The organism is Geobacillus sp. FSL K6-3411, from assembly GCF_037965715.1.
GTDB lineage: Bacteria > Bacillota > Bacilli > Bacillales > Anoxybacillaceae > Geobacillus > Geobacillus thermodenitrificans.
The window spans coordinates 628,168-648,141 of sequence record NZ_CP150187.1 but is presented as its reverse complement, the minus strand read 5'-3'; the positions used below and the strand labels follow the sequence as shown (position 1 = coordinate 648,141).

Genomic DNA, 19,974 nt, shown 5'->3' with positions numbered 1-19,974 from the left:
CCGCATTCGACAAGCCCCTGCCCCAAGCCAAAGGAGGGAAAGACAATGTACCGTGTATTGCTCATTGAAGATGACCCAATGGTCCAAGAAGTGAACCGACAAATGATTGAACAAGTGAACGGTTTTGCCGTCGTCGGCCTCGCCGGGAACGGAGAAGAAGGACTGCGCCTCATCGAGGAGCTCCACCCTGATGTAGCGGTCATTGACATTTACATGCCGCAATTAGATGGCCTTGAAACGTTAAAGGAAATTCGCGCCCGTGGGCATGAAGTCGACATTCTAGCCATCACGGCCGCAAGTGATATTGAAACAGTACGCCGCGTTTTACAAAACGGCGCGTTTGATTATATTGTCAAACCGTTTAAATTTGAACGGCTCAAGCAAGCGCTAGAAAACTATCGGGCATTCCGCCAATCGCTCGCCGAAAAACAGTCGCTCACTCAAGCAGAACTCGATGCGTTGCGGCAAACGGCCGAACGGTATGTCGACCCACTCCCTGAACTTCCAAAAGGATTAAACGAAGTGACATTGGAAAAAGTCGTCACTTATTTGCGCCAACAGTGCTCCCCTGTCTCCGCTGAAGAAGTGGCTGAAGGCGTCGGCATCGCCCGCGTCACCGCTCGCCGCTACTTAGAATACCTTGAGAAAAGTGGAAAGGTTGTGCTCGATGTGCAATATGGCAGTATTGGTCGCCCCGTCAACCGCTATCAGTTGAAACGAATATAGCTTACCCGGTAGCCCGCACGACCAACCGGGTAGGCAACTCTTCTTGTTTTCGAGGAACATTTCCTGTCTCCAGCCAATGGTGAAGAAGCCGAAACGCTTTTTCCCCCAACGTAAAATGAGGGAGTGCCACTGTCGTAATGCCCAACATTTCGGCCAGCGGATCATTATCAAACCCGATGATAGTAAGCTCTTCTGGAATGCGCACCCCGATGCGTCGTGCCTCCAATACGATACCGGCTGCCACTTGGTCGCTCGTTACAAGCAATGCACTCGGACGCTCTTCCATTGCCATCCATTGTTCGATCACGCGTTTTCCGTCTTCAAGAAATAGACAGCCGTCAAAAATCCATTGGCGCTGGGGCGTAACGCCGACATCACGCAACACATCTTGATACGCCGCTTCTCGCGCTTGGCTGTTCGGTCCTGTCCTTCTCCCGATGCAATAGCCAATCCGTCGATGTCCTTTTTTCACCAAATAGTGAAGAGCTTTGGCAAACGCTTGATAGTGGTCGATATAGACCGTGAAAAAATCATATTCTGTCACTTGCTCGCATAAAACGATGGGGGCCTCTTCTTGGTATGCGTCAAAAATTTCCCATCCCACTTCATGAGAACAGACAATCAAGCCATCCATTTGCTTCATTCGCAACCGCTCTAACGCCTCGAGTTCCCGCTCTACGTCATAATTCGTCTGAAACAAAAGCAACTGATAACCATAACGAAGCGCCTCTTTGGAAATCCCTTCAATGACCGCTGAAAAATAAGGATGATGAATGTACGGAAGCATGACTCCGACAATCATTGTCCTTCCTTTTGCCAAATGAACGGCTTGGATGTTTTTTGTATAATTGAGCTTCTCAACTGCTTCCCAAACTGCCTTCCGCTTTTCCTCACTCACATATGGATACCCGTTTAATACCCTTGATACGGTAGATACTGACACACCCGCTTCTTTCGCCAAATCACGGATGTTCGCCACGTTCCCACCCCTTCCTAAAAAACGCTTGACTTGAAACGCGTTTCATCCATTATGTTGATTTCACCATCTAGTATACAAAAGGAGGGGTTCATATGCTTCACGGATTTGCTTTACTCGCTCTGCTCGTCACTATCATTTGGGGAGGCGCACATATCGCCTTGAACGCGGAAAATAAAAAGAAAGTAAGAAAAAAGGAAAAGTAAGGGGAAGATTCAGTTTGTTTCCACTGTTTCAACTGCTATAATGAATGGTATATGGATAGCAAGGAGGAATCAAGATGGTTCCATATTGGAAATCGCTTTTCTTGATTGCCGTCACCGCTGCCTTTCTTGCCGGTTGCGGTACGGAGACACCTTCATCAAAAGAGGAAGAAGCGAAAGGAAAACAAACAGTTAGTCTAGACGAGACTTCTACCAACATGCAACCATCAGAACCAACCGGCCAAGAAATTCCCCCTGTTGATGAACAAAAGCAAGCAGGAGGGGGGCAAAATGGGTCGAAGGGGGATGAAACCGACTTTTCCCGCCCGACGACTTCGTTGTCTTATCAAATTGGAAATCAAACGGTCACAGGAACAGCAACGTTGACAACAAGCGACAACCAACATTTTTCGCTCTATGTCCTAGAGGGATGGACACTCGACGCCGAAGAACCGCATGCTGATGTACTGCTCCATGGAGACACGTTTGCCCGCATCCGCCTTCTTCCTAATGAGGAGACAAACTATGAACAATTGGCCAAAGAACATGCCCAAGCGATTGACGCCAACGCCGCCCGTCAGCAAACTAATCAACTTCCAAAACCGTTCACTGATGCTCTTTGGTACATCGCTCAAGCTGACGGTGTTACCGTCCATGTGATCGCCAGCACCCAACCGGCGCCGATGCTTTTGACAGTGCACGCCCCTAAGGGAAAAGATGTGCTTGGCGCTGTGCTCGCCATGGTGGCCACACTGCAAAAGCAATAACTTGCTAGGGAGGGCTATCGCCCTCCCCTCCTTTTTAATAAAGAAAAACCCCCTTTTTCATTTGCAAGAGGGTCAAACCGGCTGCTCGCTTTCTTCTTTGCGGAAAAACGTTCTCATGGCATGAAACACATCTGATTTTTGCTTTAAAATATAATAGCGGAATTTTTCATCTTTAATATTACGGTACGCTGACATGAGCGTTGAATGGCGGTTGTACTGGTTAACTTCCCCGTACCCAAACATGTTCGACACTTTCATCAACTCTTGAACAAGCTTGACGCAACGGGCGTTGTCAGATGTCAAGTTGTCCCCGTCAGAGAAGTGGAACGGATAAATGTTGTAGCGTGACGGCGAATATTTTGTTTCAATCAGTTCCAACGCCTTGCGGTAAGCCGACGAACAAATCGTTCCACCGCTTTCCCCTTTGGTGAAAAATTCTTCCTCACTGACGACTTTCGCTTCGGTATGGTGGGCAATGAAGGCGATGTCCACCGTCTCGTACTTCGTGCGCAAAAAGCGTGTCATCCAGAAGAAGAAACTGCGCGCCATATATTTTTCCCACATGCCCATTGAACCACTTGTGTCCATCATCGCTAAGACGACTGCTTTCGATTCCGGTTTGACGACTTCGTTCCACGTTTTAAACTTCAAATCTTCGCGGTAAATCGGATAAAAGCCCGGTTTGCCGCTCATGGCATTGCGTTTGAACGCAGCGAGCATCGTCCGCTTTTTATCGATGTTCCCCATCAGTCCGGTGCGGCGAATATCGTTAAACTCGATATGCTGAACAACGTTTTGGTCGCGCTCTTTCTGCTTCAAGTTCGGGAGTTCCAGTTGACTAAAGAACGCCTCTTCAATTTCCATCAACGACACTTCGGCTTCGTAATAGTCTTGGCCTGGCAAGTCGCCAGCTCCTTGGCCTTTTCCTGGCCCCTTCCCCTCCCCGCTTCCATCTCTGGCTACCACGTCACCGACTTGGCTGTCCCCGTTTCCTTGACCGACATGCTTATTTTTCTCATAGTTATAGCGGATTTTATACTCATCAAGCGAGCGAATCGGAATTTTAATGACGTCACGTCCGTTGGACATAATAATACTTTCTTCCGTAATTAAATCCGGCAAGTTATTTTTGATCGCTTCTTTTACTTTTTCTTGATGGCGCTTTTGATCGTCATATCCTTTGCGGTGGAGGGACCAGTCTTCTTTCGATACAATAAAATTCCCCTTCATTTTTTCCCCTCCTTTGTTAAAATCATTTTCACACTTTTCATTTTCCCGCATATACTTATGTTGGCGTCATCAAAACGGACCATCACTATGCCAAGTTGTTTATTTTATCCTATGCAAAAATTCGAAATAATTGACAGATGAATGTGGAAAATGGACAAGGAATCAAGAAGTGGACAAGCCCGATTATCGGCGTAAAAAAAGCATGCCCGAATGCTCGAGGCATGCCTAACGGTTCAACAAGCTGCCGACATATCGGAGCAATTCATTCGCTGATGTGGAATTATACCCGTACTCATCAATCAAACGGGCGACAACTTCGTTGATTTTTTTCAATTGCTGCTCATCGGGGGTCTTCGTCGATGTCGTAATTTTCACGATGTCTTTCAAATCAGCAAACAGCTTTTTCTGGATCGCTTCGCGCAACCGTTCGTGCGAATTGTAATCAAACTTTTGTCCTTTGCGCGCGTAGGCGGAGATGCGGATTAAAATTTCTTCGCGGAACGCCTTTTTCGCATTTTCAGAAATGCCGATTTGTTCTTCAATCGAGCGCATCAGTTTTTCATCCGGATTCATTTCCTCGCCAGTGAGCGGGTCGCGCAGTTTCGTTTTGTTGCAATATGCTTCGACATTATCCAAATAGTTATCCATCAACGTTTTCGCCGACTCTTCATACGAATACACGAACGCCTTTTGTACCTCTTGCTTGGCGATTTCGTCATACTCTTTGCGCACAAGCGAGATGAAGTTCAAATATCGTTCACGATCTTCTTTTGAGATGGATGGATGCTGATCCAACCCTTCTTTCAGTGAACGAAGCACATCGAGCGCATTAATCGATGGCACTTCTTTTCGGATGATGCAAGCCGAAATGCGGTTGATGACATAGCGAGGGTCGATGCCGCTCATTCCTTCGTCTGGATGCTCTTTTTTCAGCTCTTCTACATCGACTTCGTTGAACCCTTCGATCATCTCTCCGTCATACAGGCGCATTTTCTTCAATAAATCCACATCCGGCCGTTTCGATTCTTTCAGCCTCGTCAAAATCGTAAACATGGCCGCAATGCGCAGCGTGTGCGGGGCAATATGCACATCAGCAACGTCGCTTTCTCGAATCATTTTTTCATAAATGCGCTCTTCTTCCGAGACACGCAAGTTGTACGGGATCGGCATCACGATAATGCGCGAATGGAGTGCTTCATTCTTTTTATTGGAAATAAACGAGCGGTATTCTGTTTCATTTGTATGGGCAACGATCAGTTCATCAGCGCTGATAAGCGCAAACCTTCCCGCTTTAAAATTGCCTTCTTGCGTCAACGATAGCAAATGCCAAAGAAATTTTTCATCGCACTTTAACATCTCTTGAAATTCCATAATGCCGCGGTTTGCTTTGTTCAGCTCGCCGTCAAACCGATACGCCCGCGGGTCGGATTCTGAACCATATTCAGCAATGGTCGAGAAATCGATGCTTCCCGTCAAATCAGCGATATCTTGCGATTTCGGGTCGGACGGGCTGAACGTCCCGATGCCGACACGCCGATTTTCTGAGAAGAAAATGCGTTCGACCATCACGTCTTCAATCCGACCACCGTATTCTTTCTCAAGCCGCATCATATTGAGCGGCGACAGCTCCCCTTCAATGCGAATGCCGTATTCACGGTAAAAATCGTCGCGCAAATGGTGAGGAATGAGGTGAAGTGGATCTTCATGCATCGGGCAACCTTTAATCGCATAAACGGCGCCGCGCTCCGTTTTTGAATACTCCTCAAGCCCGCGCTTCAGAAGCGTTACCAACGTTGACTTTCCGCCGCCAACCGGCCCCATCAGCAGCAAAATCCGTTTGCGTACATCAAGTCGTTTTGCCGCTGGGTGGAAATATTCTTCAACAAGCCGCTCGAGCGCCTCCTCGAGCCCAAACAAATGCTGGCTGAAAAACTTATACCGTTTCCGCCCGTTCACCTCTTCAACCCCAGCGTCTTTAATCATATTATAAACGCGCGAATGAGCCGACTGGGCGACCCACGGCTTTTCTTTTAAAATCTCTAAATACTCAGCGAACGTTCCTTCCCATCTCAGCCTCTCTTCCTCTTCCCGGTACCGTGCGATCTTTCTTAAAATATCCATAAAGGACCTCCTCACCCTTGGATGTCTTACAGCAAGATTATTACAATTTATGCGAGGATGTCCCGTATCATTCGCCACAAAAAAAATTTTGTCTTCGAACAGTTCGCGGCAGTCATTCACATGCTCGGCCATATTCGTTATAATAAAGGGGAAACGCCTGCCACTTTCATTGCAAGGGAGGAAAAAACGATGCGCACATTGCTGATGTTAGGAGTTATCATCGCCTTTTTAACAGCCATTTTCACGGCTGGGTACGAAGACAAACCGGGTGTCAAACAATAAAGCCCAAAAAAACGACCTCCATAGCGAAGGTCGTTTTTTTGTTTACGACAATCCGTGAAACCGTTGCTGACGCAGTGCCTCATACACTAAAATAGCCGCCGTATTTGATAAATTCAACGAACGGACTTTGTCGTTCATCGGGATGCGCAAGCAACGATCCTTGTTGGCCTCGAGGAGCTCCTTCGGCAACCCGGTCGTCTCGCGGCCAAATACAAAAAAAATGTCTTTTTTCTGATCGCTGAAGTCAAACGAGTCATAATATTGCTGGCCAAACTTCGTAATAAAGTAAAATTCTCCCCCCGGAAATCGGGCAAACAGCTCGTCAATGGAGTCGTAATACGAAATATTGACATATGGCCAATAGTCAAGCCCGGCGCGCTTTAACATTTTATCATCCGTCGAAAACCCGAGCGGACGAATCAAATGAAGCGCTGTATCCGTCGCCGCACATGTGCGGGCGATATTCCCTGTATTTGCTGGAATTTCTGGTTGGTATAGTACTACATGAAGCGGCATTTCGTTCACCTCAACAACGTCGTTTATTTGCGATCAATGATGTGAAAAAATTTATACCGGATGTTCGGCGTATAGGCGCTCGAATCTTCGTATGACCAATACCGCATTCGGCTGTTCGTCGTATGGGCATTCACAAGCGGCATCCCATCTTGGTCTTTGGCCACCACAATGGTGGAATGGTCGAAGCGTCCATCCCCTTGAAAATCATAACAAATGACATCACCTGCCATCAATTGTTCTGGTTCAGGGACTTCCACCGCCTGTAGACCGATGCGCGATCCACTCAAATACCAGCGCAGCGAATGGGCGACCGCCCAGCTGTAACTCCAGCTTCCGTTTTGACACCACCATCCCCGCGCCCTGTTCGGATAGCCGGTCATTGGCGCTCCGCCCGCATACAAACATTGGGAAACAAAGTTCGTGCAATCAACAGAAAAAGACGGAAACGCCGGGTTATGCCGATTCCACCACGTTTCTGCATACCGTACCGCCTGAGCACGGTCATATTGGTAAGAAAGGCGCTCTCCTGTCCATTGCTCACGTTCGACACGAGGCGCTTCAACGTATTCCCCCATCCGGCTAACCCGTTTATCATCCACCAACTCGGTGCCTAAAAAACGGGCGCATCGCTCCTCGACTTGCTCCTCAATATATAAAGTTGCCCCGTGCTTAATTAAAAATTGATGATGGGCAATATAAACCATTTTTGTCTCTCGCTCGACTGTCTGTCTGCCGATAATTTGCCCTCGAATAGTGCAACGGACAATTTCTGCCCCACGCCTTTGGCAAAGTTGCTGCTTCCTAGTAATTTCTTCATCGCCTTGGATATTGCTTTCCGAGACAAATGAGTGCGCCCGCTTATCGAGCCAATCATGCAGCCGCTTTTTCATGCCGCTCCCCACTTTCGTTTTTGTTACTACCTTATGTGAGGAAGCGGCAGTTTTTTCCCTATTCCTTTACCTCTGTCAACAGTTTCAACCCTTTTTCGATTTCGGCGACTACATCTGAATCTGTTTCCGTTTGTCTTGCCTCTTCGAGATATGGCTTGGCACTTACATCCCCGATTTTCCCGAGCGCCCACGCTGCTGTCCCACGGATGACGGGACGGCTGTCTTCTTTCAGCAGCCGCAATAAATGCGGAACAGCTGTCCGGTCTTTATAATGGGCGAGCGCCAAAATGGCGTTGCGCTGGATCGGTTTTTTCCCGCGCCATGAGCCTGCCATTGCGCCGAATTTCTCTTTAAACTCACGATTGCTTACCTGAAGAAGCGGGATGAGCTTCGGTTTCGCTGCCTCGGGATCCGGCTCGAATTCCGGATGCAAGTGGAAATCTTTCTTCTTGTTTTCCGGGCAGACCAACTGGCACGTATCGCAACCGTACAACCGATTGCCGATTTTCTCACGAAATTCATCGGCTAAAAAGCCTTTCGTTTGCGTCAAAAATGAGATGCACCGCTGCGCATTCAGTTGTCCCCCTTGCACGAGCGCCCCTGTGGGGCACGCATCGATGCATTTCGTACATGTGCCGCACCGGTTTTCGATCGGTTCATCGGGCGGAAACGGAATCGTTGTAATCATCTCACCCAAATACACGTACGAACCAAACTCCGGCGTAATAATGGAACAGTTTTTCCCACTCCAACCGATCCCTGCCCGCTCTGCCACGGCCCGGTCAGCGAGTTCTCCCGTATCCACCATCGAACGAACACGGGCATGTGGTACCTTCGCAAGTAAAAATTCTTCAAGTTGGCGTAAACGTTCCCGCAACACATCATGATAGTCTTTTCCCCACGATGCACGACAAAAAAGGCCACGCCGCTCATTTTTCGTCCCGCGTGGAGCATCTTTCATTTTTGATGGATAGGCAAGCGCAATGGCAATGATCGATTTCGCCTCGGGAAGAAGCAACGACGGATTTGTCCGCTTTTCAATATCCGGTTCCTCAAATCCGGATTGATAGCCAAGCTCCTGTTGCCGACGAAGCCGCTCCTTTAGTTCCACAAACGGATCAGCGCTTGCAAAACCGATTTTATCGATGCCGATCGACCGGCTGTATTCAATCACTTCCTGTTTCAAAGAGACAATGTCCATTATTTTCCCTCCCTTCGAGGTATATGGTAAAATGAAACACGGGGTGATTCATATGAAATGCATCATATCAGAAGAATTAAAACAACGTCTTCCTTCGGGCAAATTTGGCGTGATCCGCTACCACCATATCGAAATCGGCGACTCGCCGCAAATGTTAAAAGGCCGGCTTGAACTGTTTCAAAAGTCGATTTACTTTGAGCTACAGGAAAAAGCCATCGCCGACATTCCCGAGCTCGCCGAATGGCGTCAGGCATTCAAACAAATCGGCACGGATCCAGGGCGTTACCGACCCTCAAGTGAAAGCTTATACCGTCGTATCCAGAAAAAAAACTTTGTTCCATCGATCCATTCAGCAGTCGATGTAAACAACTTCTTTTCGCTCTATTATAAAATACCACTCGGCATTTACGATCTTGATTGTATCCAAGGATCCGTGATGATTACCGTAGGTACAGAACAAGATGAATACATAGCTCTAAATGGACGCACCGTCAACTTTGCGAATAAACTCGTCAGCAAAGATGAACACGGTCCGTTCGGCAGCCCAATCGTCGATTCCAAACGCACAGCGGTGACAAAAGGAACGAAAAACGCTTTGCAAATCGTTTATTTTCTTCCATCGATTCCTGAAGATGTTGCCAATCGCCAACTTCAGGCTATTCAAACGATGTTTACGCAAATCCATGGCGGTGAGGCCGACGCACAATTGCTAGTATAATAAAAAAACGCAATGCCTCGTTCTATGACGAAACGAAACACTGCGTTGTCCCCAATATTTTATTTAAAACTTAACGAAACTCATTATAACAAAACAGTACGTACATGGCAAGAAAAAACGCAAAAATCGACAAAATTCGTCGTATAAAAGGGGCACCAGAATATCTGGTGCCAACAACGATGACCCGTACGGGATTCGAACCCGTGTTACCGCCGTGAAAGGGCGGTGTCTTAACCACTTGACCAACGGGCCAATCATGGCGGAGAAGGCGGGATTTGAACCCGCGCGCCGCAAAACTGCGACCTAACGGTTTAGCAAACCGTCCCCTTCAGCCACTTGGGTACTTCTCCATAATGGCTCCGCAAGTAGGATTCGAACCTACGACCTACCGGTTAACAGCCGGTTGCTCTACCGCTGAGCTATTGCGGAATAACTAAGAAACATTCTTCCAAATCTACTTCGTCTCTTCCTCTACTAGCTGATTCAGCTTATTCGAGGATGTTTATGCTCAGTGTCCCTTCCTCTACTAGCCAATTCAAAGAAGCTGAATGCGTCGGGACAACTCGTAGCCTATTCGATGAAGTAAGGGCTCGTCGCTGAGCTATTGCGGAATAATCAAGAAATGCTCGATTAGTATTATATCGAATCATCTGACAATATGCAATGGAAAATGGTGGGCCTAAGTGGACTTGAACCACCGACCTCACGCTTATCAGGCGTGCGCTCTGACCAGCTGAGCTATAGGCCCATAAAAGCGGGTGATGGGAATCGAACCCACGACATCAGCTTGGAAGGCTGAGGTTTTACCACTAAACTACACCCGCAACAAATATAAATTAAGGAAGAAGAGAAAGGGCGACTAGTGGGAATCGAACCCACGCATGCCAGAGCCACAATCTGGTGCGTTAACCACTTCGCCATAGCCGCCACATTGATGGTGCCGGCTGCAGGACTTGAACCCGCAACCTACTGATTACAAGTCAGTTGCTCTACCAATTGAGCTAAGCCGGCATGATGTAAATTTATTCATGGATAAATGGATGGCGGAGGAGGAGGGATTCGAACCCCCGCGCGCCTTGCGACGCCTCTCGGTTTTCAAGACCGACCCCTTCAACCACTTGGGTACTCCTCCAAAAAGTAACGTAATAATGGTGGACCTTGTAGGACTCGAACCTACGACCGGACGGTTATGAGCCGTCTGCTCTAACCAGCTGAGCTAAAGGTCCGATAATAATGGCGGTGGAGGGGATCGAACCCCCGACCTCACGGGTATGAACCGTACGCTCTAGCCAGCTGAGCTACACCGCCAAATTTATATATTTGAATGGTGGAGCCTATCGGGATCGAACCGATGACCTCCTGCGTGCAAAGCAGGCGCTCTCCCAGCTGAGCTAAGGCCCCACAGGAAAATCGGGAAGACAGGATTTGAACCTGCGACCTCACGGACCCGAACCGTGTGCTCTACCAAGCTGAGCTACTTCCCGTCAACGCGCTCGAGAGGATTCGAACCCCTAACCTTCTGATCCGTAGTCAGATGCTCTATCCAATTGAGCTACGAGCGCAAGTGCCGAGGGCCGGACTCGAACCGGCACGGTAGTTACCTACCCCAGGATTTTAAGTCCTGTGCGTCTGCCAATTCCGCCACCCCGGCAAACGAGTGGAGCGGAAGACGGGGTTCGAACCCGCGACCCCCACCTTGGCAAGGTGGTGTTCTACCACTGAACTACTTCCGCATTGTGATGAGCCATGGAGGACTCGAACCTCCGACCCTCTGATTAAAAGTCAGATGCTCTACCTACTGAGCTAATGGCTCATATGAAGGATGCCGGCTGCAGGACTTGAACCCGCAACCTACTGATTACAAGTCAGTTGCTCTACCAATTGAGCTAAGCCGGCATATCCACAATGATGGTGGCTCGGGACGGAATCGAACCGCCGACACAAGGATTTTCAGTCCTTTGCTCTACCGACTGAGCTACCGAGCCATATGTTATTTTCTACCTAGTTCATTGAATTACCCTGTGCCTCTTCCTCTACTAGCCGATTCGAGGAAGTATGATGCGTCGAGGCAACTCGCAGCAAATTCGATGATGCTGATGCTCGTCTCTACCGACTGAGCTACCGAGCCGCATGTGATTTTTTATTTCATAGTTTTGAAATGATGGCGGTCCCGACGGGACTCGAACCCGCGATCTCCTGCGTGACAGGCAGGCATGTTAACCACTACACTACGGGACCATTTTGGTTGCGGGGGCAGGATTTGAACCTGCGACCTTCGGGTTATGAGCCCGACGAGCTACCGGACTGCTCCACCCCGCGACGATTGAAAGTGGTGGAGGATGACGGGATCGAACCGCCGACCCCTTGCTTGTAAGGCAAGTGCTCTCCCAGCTGAGCTAATCCTCCATTTATCATGCCTAGCAGCGACCTACTCTTGCAGGGGCGCTGGCCCCAACTACCATCGGCGCTGGAGAGCTTAACTTCCGTGTTCGGGATGGGAACGGGTGTTTCCTCTCCGCTATCACCACTAGGCAACAACAGACAAGTATTATTATAATGAAAAACAGCTTATTGTCAAGCTTTTTTTCATTCCTTCAAAACTAGATAACCGTTTTTGGGGGAAGAAGCCTCCGCTTTTCGTACTGTCTAGCTCCGGCCGCCATCGGCTCGCGACGCTTCGGTCCTGCTGTGGCGGCGACACATTGCATACGCTCCTGTGGCACCACCCACGCAGAACCAAGCTTTGCTTGGTTCGAGCCTCCTCGCAGGCCCTCCAGCACGTCTCGCCGATAGGCGGGCGGCCTCCGCTTTTCTAGGTTAAGCCCTCGATCGATTAGTATCCGTCAGCTCCACGTGTCGCCACGCTTCCACCTCGGACCTATCAACCTCGTCATCTTCGAGGGATCTTACTCGCTTAACGCGATGGGAAATCTCATCTTGAGGGGGGCTTCACGCTTAGATGCTTTCAGCGCTTATCCCTTCCGCACATAGCTACCCAGCGGTGCCCCTGGCGGGACAACTGGTACACCAGCGGTGCGTCCATCCCGGTCCTCTCGTACTAAGGACAGCTCCTCTCAAATTTCCTACGCCCACGACGGATAGGGACCGAACTGTCTCACGACGTTCTGAACCCAGCTCGCGTACCGCTTTAATGGGCGAACAGCCCAACCCTTGGGACCGACTACAGCCCCAGGATGCGATGAGCCGACATCGAGGTGCCAAACCTCCCCGTCGATGTGGACTCTTGGGGGAGATCAGCCTGTTATCCCCGGGGTAGCTTTTATCCGTTGAGCGATGGCCCTTCCATGCGGAACCACCGGATCACTAAGCCCGACTTTCGTCCCTGCTCGACCTGTCCGTCTCGCAGTCAAGCTCCCTTGTGCCTTTGCACTCTCCGAATGATTTCCAACCATTCTGAGGGAACCTTTGGGCGCCTCCGTTACCTTTTGGGAGGCGACCGCCCCAGTCAAACTGCCCACCTGACACTGTCTCCCACCCCGATAAGGGGTGCGGGTTAGAATTTCAATACCGCCAGGGTGGTATCCCACCGACGCCTCCACCGAAGCTGGCGCTCCGGCTTCCCTGGCTCCCACCTATCCTGTACAAGCGATACCAAAATTCCATATCAGGCTGCAGTAAAGCTCCACGGGGTCTTTCCGTCCTGTCGCGGGTAACCTGCATCTTCACAGGTAGTATAATTTCACCGGGTCTCTCGTTGAGACAGTGCCCAAGTCGTTACACCTTTCGTGCGGGTCGGAACTTACCCGACAAGGAATTTCGCTACCTTAGGACCGTTATAGTTACGGCCGCCGTTTACTGGGGCTTCGGTTCGCACCTTCGCTTGCGCTAAGCGCTCCCCTTAACCTTCCAGCACCGGGCAGGTGTCAGCCCCTATACTTCGCCTTTCGGCTTCGCAGAGACCTGTGTTTTTGATAAACAGTCGCTTGGGCCTTTTCACTGCGGCTCTTCGGGGCTCATCACCCCAAAGAGCACCCCTTCTCCCGAAGTTACGGGGTCATTTTGCCGAGTTCCTTAACGAGAGTTCTCCCGCGCGCCTTAGGATTCTCTCCTCGCCTACCTGTGTCGGTTTGCGGTACGGGCACCTCTTCCCTCGCTAGAGGCTTTTCTTGGCAGTGTGGAATCAGGGACTTCCGGATCAAATCCGTCGCCATCACAGCTCAGCCTTTACGGCCAGCGGATTTGCCTACTGGCCAGCCTTACTGCTTGGACAGGCTCTTCCAGCCGCCTGCTCACCCTATCCTCCTGCGTCCCCCCATCGCTCAAACGGGAAGGAGGTGGTACAGGAATCTCAACCTGTTGTCCATCACCTACGCCTTTCGGCCTCGGCTTAGGTCCCGACTAACCCTGAGCGGACGAACCTTCCTCAGGAACCCTTAGGCTTTCGGCGCAGAGGATTCTCACCTCTGTTTTCGCTACTCATACCGGCATTCTCACTTCTAAGCGCTCCACCAGTCCTTCCGGTCTGGCTTCGATGCCCTTAGAACGCTCCCCTACCGATGACCAACGGTCATCCCGCAGCTTCGGCGGCACGTTTAGCCCCGGTACATTTTCGGCGCAGAGTCACTCGACCAGTGAGCTATTACGCACTCTTTAAATGGTGGCTGCTTCTAAGCCAACATCCTGGTTGTCTTCGCAACTCCACATCCTTTTCCACTGAACGTGCACTTGGGGGCCTTAGCTGGCGATCTGGGCTGTTTCCCTCTTGACCACGGATCTTATCACTCGTAGTCTGACTCCCAAGGATAAGTCATTGGCATTCGGAGTTTGACTGGGTTCGGTAACCCGATGAGGGCCCCTAGCCCAATCAGTGCTCTACCTCCAAGACTCTCACCTTGAGGCTAGCCCTAAAGCTATTTCGGGGAGAACCAGCTATCTCCAAGTTCGATTGGCATTTCACCCCTACCCACACCTCATCCCCGCACTTTTCAACGTACGTGGGTTCGGGCCTCCAGCCGGTGTTACCCGGCCTTCACCCTGGACATGGGTAGATCACCTGGTTTCGGGTCGACGACGACGTACTCAAACGCCCTATTCAGACTCGCTTTCGCTGCGGCTCCGCCTCTTCGGCTTAACCTCGCACGCCATCGTCACTCGCCGGTTCATTCTACAAAAGGCACGCCATCACCCATGAACGGGCTCTGACTACTTGTAGGCACACGGTTTCAGGTTCTCTTTCACTCCCCTTCCGGGGTGCTTTTCACCTTTCCCTCACGGTACTGGTTCACTATCGGTCACTAGGGAGTATTTAGCCTTGGGAGATGGTCCTCCCTGCTTCCGACGGGATTTCCCGTGTCCCGCCGTACTCAGGAGCCGCTCGGGAGGGAACGAAGTTTCGACTACAGGGCTGTCACCTTCTCTGGCCGGCCGTTCCAGACCGGTTCGTCTACCCCGTTCCTTTCTCACTCCCATCTGAGCGGTCCTACAACCCCAAGAGGCACGCCTCTTGGTTTGGGCTGTTCCCGTTTCGCTCGCCGCTACTCAGGGAATCGCATTTGCTTTCTTCTCCTCCGGGTACTAAGATGTTTCAGTTCCCCGGGTGTGCCCTCCATGCCCTATGGATTCAGGCATGGATCCTGCCCCATTACGGGCAGGGGGTTTCCCCATTCGGACATCTCCGGATCAACGCTTGCTTACAGCTCCCCGAAGCGTTTCGGCGTTTGCCCCGTCCTTCATCGGCTCCTAGTGCCAAGGCATCCACCGTGCGCCCTTTCTAGCTTAACCTACAGCGCGTTTCGGCTTCTTCCTTATTGTCTAGCTTCGGCGCCTAGCTCTCTTCCGCCAAATAACCTTCCCCCTTGGGGTGCAAGCACCCCTGCGGGTGAAGAACATTTGGCTTCGAGAACTGACCGCGGCACCTCAGCTTTTCCGGTTATCTAGTTTTCAAGGAACGATTCGAAGGAATTTTCATTCCTTCAAAACTGAACGAAACAAAAGCACGATTTGTTAATGATTGGCCATTAACGGCCTCCGCTTTTCGTGATGTCTAGCTCCAGCGCCTGGCTCTCTTCTGCCAAATAACCTTCCCCCTCGGGGGTGCAAGCACCCCTACGGGTGAAGAACATTTGGCTTCGAGAGCCGACCGCGGCGCTTCCGCTTTTCGTCCTTAGAAAGGAGGTGATCCAGCCGCACCTTCCGGTACGGCTACCTTGTTACGACTTCACCCCAATCACTTGCCCCACCTTCGGCGGCTGGCTCCCGTAAGGGTTACCTCACCGACTTCGGGTGTTGCAAGCTCTCGTGGTGTGACGGGCGGTGTGTACAAGGCCCGGGAACGTATTCACCGCGGCATGCTGATCCGCGATTACTAGCGATTCCGGCTTCATGCAGGCGAGTTGCAGCCTGCAATCCGAACTGAGAGCGGCTTTTTGGGATTCGCTCCCCCTCGCGGGTTCGCAGCCCTTTGTACCGCCCATTGTAGCACGTGTGTAGCCCAGGTCATAAGGGGCATGATGATTTGACGTCATCCCCACCTTCCTCCGACTTTTAGCCGGCAGTCCCTCTAGAGTGCCCAACTGAATGCTGGCAACTAGAGGCAAGGGTTGCGCTCGTTGCGGGACTTAACCCAACATCTCACGACACGAGCTGACGACAACCATGCACCACCTGTCACCCTGTCCCCCCGAAGGGGGAACGCCCAATCTCTTGGGTTGTCAGGGGATGTCAAGACCTGGTAAGGTTCTTCGCGTTGCTTCGAATTAAACCACATGCTCCACCGCTTGTGCGGGCCCCCGTCAATTCCTTTGAGTTTCAGCCTTGCGGCCGTACTCCCCAGGCGGAGTGCTTATCGCGTTAGCTACAGCACTAAAGGGTGTGACCCCTCTAACACTTAGCACTCATCGTTTACGGCGTGGACTACCAGGGTATCTAATCCTGTTTGCTCCCCACGCTTTCGCGCCTCAGCGTCAGTTACAGGCCAGAGAGCCGCCTTCGCCACTGGTGTTCCTCCACATCTCTACGCATTTCACCGCTACACGTGGAATTCCGCTCTCCTCTCCTGCACTCAAGTCCCCCAGTTTCCAATGACCCTCCACGGTTGAGCCGTGGGCTTTCACATCAGACTTAAAGGACCGCCTGCGCGCGCTTTACGCCCAATAATTCCGGACAACGCTCGCCCCCTACGTATTACCGCGGCTGCTGGCACGTAGTTAGCCGGGGCTTTCTCGTGAGGTACCGTCACCGCGCCGCCTTATTCAAACGGCGCTCCTTCGTCCCTCACAACAGAGCTTTACGACCCGAAGGCCTTCTTCGCTCACGCGGCGTCGCTCCGTCAGACTTTCGTCCATTGCGGAAGATTCCCTACTGCTGCCTCCCGTAGGAGTCTGGGCCGTGTCTCAGTCCCAGTGTGGCCGGTCACCCTCTCAGGCCGGCTACGCATCGTCGCCTTGGTGAGCCGTTACCTCACCAACTAGCTAATGCGCCGCGGGCCCATCCGCAAGTGACAGCCGAAGCCGCCTTTCAACCAAAGACCATGCGGTCTTTGGTGTTATCCGGTATTAGCTCCGGTTTCCCGGAGTTATCCCGGTCTTGCGGGCAGGTTGCCCACGTGTTACTCACCCGTCCGCCGCTGACCGAACAAGAGCAAGCTCTCGTTCGGTCCGCTCGACTTGCATGTATTAGGCACGCCGCCAGCGTTCGTCCTGAGCCAGGATCAAACTCTCCAAAAGAAAGTTGATTGACTTGCGCTTCGTTTCGTTCAGTTTTCAAGGAACAAGTTTGTTTTTCGCTCTCTCGAAGCGACTTCTATATGTTAGCATGTTTATTATGAGTTGTCAACACTTTTTTATTCATCTTGCTTCGCAACGTTTTTTCGTCGCGGCAGCGATTTAAAATATATCATCGTTCGACATAGAAGTCAATAGCTTTTTTTACTTTTTTGGATAGACAGCCCATCTTTGCTGGGCTGCCGAAATTTCTTCAACCATTCTGTGTTCATGATCTAAACTTTCATGCCTAACCGAAATTGATACGCTCCTTCCGCCTACGATAGCGAAGGCGGTGCGCTCGGGTTCCCCCGTCTCATTACAAAAAGTTAACGGGTGTGATTCCGTACAATGACACTTCCCCCTCAAAGTTGAGGAACCTCTTTCTGAAACAGGTTAAACAAAGGGGAGCCCAGACGGAAAGGCTCATCAGTTTTTCTCTTCCTGCAAAGTATAATAACGTTCAAACATTTTTTCCCCATTTGTCGGTACCTCTACCGCACTTAACACTTTTCTTTCTACTAAATATTCAAGCATGATGGTAAGGTCGACCGAATAGGGGGCAAACTGTGGGTGGTGGGTCATTTCCTCGATACTCCACGCTCCCTCTTTTTGCTTTAGCACCTCACATAAATGGGAGGATCCTGGTGCCACAAAAGAATGAATTAAAAATTCGCTCGCCAGCAACAGAAGCTCGAGTCGTTTTGGAAGCGGTTCTTCGCTACCGACTAACTCCTCATATAATTTATAAATTTGCCCATCCATTTGCTTTACTTGATTCCATACCGTCACTTCCGGATAAAGGCCATGCTCGATGACTGTTAACCGTGCTAAATGGTGCAAGGCGTGCATCATATGGTTGTATGAATCAAGCCAATGTCGAGCACTAAACAGTGCCTTGCCATCAGTATAACGACGAATCAGTTTGGCAAATTCCAATCCCATTTTCAGCTGCCGTTCCCTAGGAGGAAATTGCTCAAGACGTTGACGCAACTGCCAAACGTAGTCATTGCGGTCAAACACGATTTTTCCATTGAATACCCAATCGACGGCCTTTCGATGTGACCCGAGAACAAACCATTCGTTTAATTTTTGTTCATTCACTGCATAAAGTGCTGCCTTCTCACCATTAATCGAGTAATGCTTTAAAAACAATGGCTCACTTTGCAAATCGACAATGACGAGCAACAACGCATCAAACGTATCTGTCACCGTCTCATGTCCCTCATTTTTCTCAATCAGTAAAATTCCGAGCGTATTGCAACGGCTTGCCCATTCTTGATAAATGGGACGCAGCAATTCTTCCATAAATCGTTCCCGTTACAGAAAACAGGTAAAGCTGTGACATCTTCCGAGCTCTCCCCCTCAAAAAAATCGACGGAGAGAGCATATTTTCTTTCACTTTTGGGGCCAGTTGTTTTTCTGTAACGGCTTCCTCCCTTCCAACGTCGTCAATGATTCAACCTTGTTTTATACAGATAACAAAAATGTTGCTAGCGGCCGTTTATGCTGCGATTACATGCATCCCACAATCTATGTCTTATTGCTATCGTTCGTTCCTCGGCAAAGATGAGAATTCGTTGTTGTCGTTCGTTATTCGACAAAAGACGAGAAATTCCTCTATTCTGAGTAAAAAACGCCCATCAATTTTGTTGATTTCTCCTTCACGATTGTCCCCTGTTTTATGGTATAGTGATGTATGTAGGAGGGACGACCATGGGTATCAAATATTCGAGTAAAATCAACAAAATTCGCACATTTGCTTTAAGCTTGATTTTCGTCGGCGTCATCGTCATGTATCTTGGGCTGTTTTTCCGCACGTCCCCGATCATCATGACGCTGTTTATGGTGCTTGGACTTTTATTTCTCGTCGCAAGTGGCATCGTGTACTTTTGGATCGGTACACTCTCAACGAGAGCTGTCCAAGTCGTTTGTCCATCATGCGGTAAGGTGACGAAAATGCTTGGACGCGTTGATTTATGTATGTTTTGCCGCGAGCCCCTGACGTTGGATCGCGAACTTGAAGGAAAAGAATTCGATGAGAAATACAATAAAAAAAGAAAAAACTGATAGCCGCTGTCGCGCTATCAGCTTTTTTAATGTGTCCGCCCCTTCTCGTTTTGACAGTCAGGGCATACTCCATACACTTCCATGCGATGATGATCGACTTTAAATCCAGTAACATGAGCAGCTAGCTGCTCAACTTCATCGAGCGCTGGATAATGAAAATCCACGATTTTGCCACACTGTTCACAAATGACGTGATAATGATTGGATGTGACAAAATCGAACCGGCTTGACGAATCACCGTATGTCAACTCTTTGACAAGCCCGACCTCTTTAAAGACGCGCAAGTTATTGTAGACGGTAGCTACGCTCATATTAGGAAATTTCCCTTCGAGCGCTTTATATATTTCATCAGCCGTCGGATGGGACATCGAGCTGATCAAATACTCCAATATCGCATGACGCTGTGGCGTGATGCGTATGCCCGTCTTTTTCAGCATGTCCAGCGCTTCCTTCAGTTGCTCGTTGACAGACACCGTCATGCACCTCACTCTCTGCAAAAGATAAAAAAAATTATCATTTTATAATATTTATAATTAGTCTACAAGGAATGTAT

The 19,974-nt window shown here is 50.0% G+C and carries 12 protein-coding genes, 21 tRNA genes and 3 rRNA genes; 4 read left to right on the top strand and 32 right to left on the bottom strand.

Annotated features, from left to right (window positions below; all coding sequences use genetic code 11):
• The first annotated feature begins 45 nt into the window (after positions 1 to 45).
• Positions 46 to 726 (top strand): response regulator, encoded by a 681-nt coding sequence (locus tag NSQ22_RS03305; RefSeq protein WP_011886824.1) that lies wholly within the window; start codon positions 46 to 48, stop codon positions 724 to 726.
• Between the two features lies 1 nt (position 727).
• Here NSQ22_RS03305 and NSQ22_RS03300 read toward each other — a convergent pair whose 3' ends face one another.
• A complete protein-coding gene (locus tag NSQ22_RS03300) occupies positions 728 to 1,705 on the bottom strand; it encodes a LacI family DNA-binding transcriptional regulator (RefSeq protein WP_029761470.1) in 978 nt (325 codons plus the stop codon).
• 277 nt (positions 1,706 to 1,982) lie between these two features.
• Between NSQ22_RS03300 and NSQ22_RS03295 the strand changes: the two genes are divergently transcribed.
• Entirely contained in the window at positions 1,983 to 2,672 is a 690-nt protein-coding gene (locus tag NSQ22_RS03295; protein WP_011886822.1) for a hypothetical protein, read from the top strand.
• A gap of 72 nt (positions 2,673 to 2,744) precedes the next feature.
• Here NSQ22_RS03295 and yhbH read toward each other — a convergent pair whose 3' ends face one another.
• The 5 genes from yhbH to queG form a co-directional block, all read right to left on the bottom strand.
• The gene (gene yhbH / locus NSQ22_RS03290; RefSeq protein WP_008881660.1) at positions 2,745 to 3,902 is read right to left on the bottom strand and encodes a sporulation protein YhbH; all 1,158 of its coding nucleotides are present in this window, start codon (positions 3,900 to 3,902) and stop codon (positions 2,745 to 2,747) included.
• 225 nt (positions 3,903 to 4,127) lie between these two features.
• Positions 4,128 to 6,023, bottom strand: a complete 1,896-nt coding sequence (locus NSQ22_RS03285) for a PrkA family serine protein kinase (protein WP_011886821.1) — start codon at positions 6,021 to 6,023, stop codon at positions 4,128 to 4,130.
• A gap of 324 nt (positions 6,024 to 6,347) precedes the next feature.
• A complete protein-coding gene (gene trmL / locus NSQ22_RS03280; RefSeq protein WP_008881664.1) occupies positions 6,348 to 6,821 on the bottom strand; it encodes a tRNA (uridine(34)/cytosine(34)/5-carboxymethylaminomethyluridine(34)-2'-O)-methyltransferase TrmL in 474 nt (157 codons plus the stop codon).
• Positions 6,822 to 6,844: 23 nt separating this feature from the next.
• On the bottom strand, positions 6,845 to 7,711 hold the full coding sequence (locus NSQ22_RS03275) for an amidase domain-containing protein (RefSeq protein ID WP_011886819.1): 867 nt from the start codon (positions 7,709 to 7,711) through the stop codon (positions 6,845 to 6,847).
• 58 nt (positions 7,712 to 7,769) lie between these two features.
• Entirely contained in the window at positions 7,770 to 8,912 is a 1,143-nt protein-coding gene (gene queG, locus NSQ22_RS03270) for a tRNA epoxyqueuosine(34) reductase QueG (RefSeq protein ID WP_008881667.1), read from the bottom strand.
• Between the two features lie 52 nt (positions 8,913 to 8,964).
• Here queG and NSQ22_RS03265 point away from each other — a divergent pair, with 52 nt between their 5' ends.
• Complete coding sequence (locus NSQ22_RS03265; protein WP_081157345.1) at positions 8,965 to 9,630, top strand: phenylalanine--tRNA ligase beta subunit-related protein; 666 nt, start codon at positions 8,965 to 8,967, stop codon at positions 9,628 to 9,630.
• 180 nt (positions 9,631 to 9,810) lie between these two features.
• Here NSQ22_RS03265 and NSQ22_RS03260 read toward each other — a convergent pair.
• The 25 genes from NSQ22_RS03260 to NSQ22_RS03140 form a co-directional block, all read right to left on the bottom strand.
• Positions 9,811 to 9,882, bottom strand: a tRNA-Glu gene (locus tag NSQ22_RS03260).
• A gap of 5 nt (positions 9,883 to 9,887) precedes the next feature.
• Positions 9,888 to 9,980 (bottom strand) — tRNA-Ser (locus NSQ22_RS03255).
• A gap of 4 nt (positions 9,981 to 9,984) precedes the next feature.
• Positions 9,985 to 10,059: transfer RNA gene (locus tag NSQ22_RS03250), tRNA-Asn, on the bottom strand.
• Between the two features lie 242 nt (positions 10,060 to 10,301).
• A tRNA-Ile gene (locus tag NSQ22_RS03245) sits at positions 10,302 to 10,378 on the bottom strand.
• Between the two features lie 5 nt (positions 10,379 to 10,383).
• Positions 10,384 to 10,454 (bottom strand) — tRNA-Gly (locus NSQ22_RS03240).
• A gap of 30 nt (positions 10,455 to 10,484) precedes the next feature.
• A tRNA-His gene (locus NSQ22_RS03235) sits at positions 10,485 to 10,557 on the bottom strand.
• Positions 10,558 to 10,565: 8 nt separating this feature from the next.
• A tRNA-Thr gene (locus NSQ22_RS03230) sits at positions 10,566 to 10,641 on the bottom strand.
• Positions 10,642 to 10,671: 30 nt separating this feature from the next.
• Positions 10,672 to 10,762, bottom strand: a tRNA-Ser gene (locus NSQ22_RS03225).
• Positions 10,763 to 10,779: 17 nt separating this feature from the next.
• Positions 10,780 to 10,856, bottom strand: a tRNA-Ile gene (locus NSQ22_RS03220).
• 8 nt (positions 10,857 to 10,864) lie between these two features.
• Positions 10,865 to 10,938: transfer RNA gene (locus NSQ22_RS03215), tRNA-Met, on the bottom strand.
• Positions 10,939 to 10,955: 17 nt separating this feature from the next.
• Positions 10,956 to 11,031: transfer RNA gene (locus NSQ22_RS03210), tRNA-Ala, on the bottom strand.
• A 9-nt stretch (positions 11,032 to 11,040) separates the two neighbouring features.
• A tRNA-Pro gene (locus tag NSQ22_RS03205) sits at positions 11,041 to 11,114 on the bottom strand.
• Positions 11,115 to 11,118: 4 nt separating this feature from the next.
• Positions 11,119 to 11,192: transfer RNA gene (locus NSQ22_RS03200), tRNA-Arg, on the bottom strand.
• 3 nt (positions 11,193 to 11,195) lie between these two features.
• Positions 11,196 to 11,281 (bottom strand) — tRNA-Leu (locus tag NSQ22_RS03195).
• 7 nt (positions 11,282 to 11,288) lie between these two features.
• Positions 11,289 to 11,363, bottom strand: a tRNA-Gly gene (locus tag NSQ22_RS03190).
• A 7-nt stretch (positions 11,364 to 11,370) separates the two neighbouring features.
• Positions 11,371 to 11,443, bottom strand: a tRNA-Lys gene (locus tag NSQ22_RS03185).
• 10 nt (positions 11,444 to 11,453) lie between these two features.
• Positions 11,454 to 11,526 (bottom strand) — tRNA-Thr (locus tag NSQ22_RS03180).
• Between the two features lie 13 nt (positions 11,527 to 11,539).
• Positions 11,540 to 11,615 (bottom strand) — tRNA-Phe (locus tag NSQ22_RS03175).
• A gap of 177 nt (positions 11,616 to 11,792) precedes the next feature.
• Positions 11,793 to 11,868, bottom strand: a tRNA-Asp gene (locus tag NSQ22_RS03170).
• A gap of 4 nt (positions 11,869 to 11,872) precedes the next feature.
• Positions 11,873 to 11,949 (bottom strand) — tRNA-Met (locus NSQ22_RS03165).
• A gap of 11 nt (positions 11,950 to 11,960) precedes the next feature.
• Positions 11,961 to 12,036 (bottom strand) — tRNA-Val (locus NSQ22_RS03160).
• 9 nt (positions 12,037 to 12,045) lie between these two features.
• Positions 12,046 to 12,162, bottom strand: a 5S ribosomal RNA gene (gene rrf / locus NSQ22_RS03155).
• A 281-nt stretch (positions 12,163 to 12,443) separates the two neighbouring features.
• A 23S ribosomal RNA gene (locus tag NSQ22_RS03150) occupies positions 12,444 to 15,372 on the bottom strand.
• 386 nt (positions 15,373 to 15,758) lie between these two features.
• Positions 15,759 to 17,315: ribosomal RNA gene (locus tag NSQ22_RS03145) — 16S ribosomal RNA — on the bottom strand.
• Together the 16S, 23S and 5S rRNA genes with 21 tRNA genes alongside form the textbook arrangement of a ribosomal RNA operon.
• 465 nt (positions 17,316 to 17,780) lie before the next feature.
• Entirely contained in the window at positions 17,781 to 18,659 is an 879-nt protein-coding gene (locus NSQ22_RS03140) for a nucleotidyltransferase-like protein (protein WP_011886817.1), read from the bottom strand.
• Positions 18,660 to 19,067: 408 nt separating this feature from the next.
• Between NSQ22_RS03140 and NSQ22_RS03135 the strand changes: the two genes are divergently transcribed.
• A complete protein-coding gene (locus NSQ22_RS03135; RefSeq protein WP_008881533.1) occupies positions 19,068 to 19,421 on the top strand; it encodes a YgzB family protein in 354 nt (117 codons plus the stop codon).
• Between the two features lie 26 nt (positions 19,422 to 19,447).
• Here the strand turns inward: NSQ22_RS03135 and perR are convergent, their stop codons facing one another.
• Positions 19,448 to 19,900: a peroxide-responsive transcriptional repressor PerR gene (gene perR, locus NSQ22_RS03130; RefSeq protein WP_011886816.1), complete on the bottom strand. Its 453-nt coding sequence runs from the start codon at positions 19,898 to 19,900 to the stop codon at positions 19,448 to 19,450.
• Between the last annotated feature and the right edge of the window lie 74 nt (positions 19,901 to 19,974).

Bases quoted from the DNA above. Each gene is read 5' to 3' on its own strand.
- yhbH (WP_008881660.1), bottom strand. From the start codon at position 3,902: ATGAAGGGGAATTTTATTGTATCGAAAGAAGACTGGTCCCTCCACCGC.
- trmL (WP_008881664.1), bottom strand. From the start codon at position 6,821: ATGCCGCTTCATGTAGTACTATACCAACCAGAAATTCCAGCAAATACA.
- NSQ22_RS03140 (WP_011886817.1), bottom strand. From the start codon at position 18,659: ATGGAAGAATTGCTGCGTCCCATTTATCAAGAATGGGCAAGCCGTTGC.
- NSQ22_RS03305 (WP_011886824.1), top strand. From the start codon at position 46: ATGTACCGTGTATTGCTCATTGAAGATGACCCAATGGTCCAAGAAGTG.
- NSQ22_RS03285 (WP_011886821.1), bottom strand. From the start codon at position 6,023: ATGGATATTTTAAGAAAGATCGCACGGTACCGGGAAGAGGAAGAGAGG.
- NSQ22_RS03275 (WP_011886819.1), bottom strand. From the start codon at position 7,711: ATGAAAAAGCGGCTGCATGATTGGCTCGATAAGCGGGCGCACTCATTT.
- queG (WP_008881667.1), bottom strand. From the start codon at position 8,912: ATGGACATTGTCTCTTTGAAACAGGAAGTGATTGAATACAGCCGGTCG.
- perR (WP_011886816.1), bottom strand. From the start codon at position 19,900: ATGACGGTGTCTGTCAACGAGCAACTGAAGGAAGCGCTGGACATGCTG.
- NSQ22_RS03265 (WP_081157345.1), top strand. From the start codon at position 8,965: ATGAAATGCATCATATCAGAAGAATTAAAACAACGTCTTCCTTCGGGC.
- NSQ22_RS03135 (WP_008881533.1), top strand. From the start codon at position 19,068: ATGGGTATCAAATATTCGAGTAAAATCAACAAAATTCGCACATTTGCT.
- NSQ22_RS03295 (WP_011886822.1), top strand. From the start codon at position 1,983: ATGGTTCCATATTGGAAATCGCTTTTCTTGATTGCCGTCACCGCTGCC.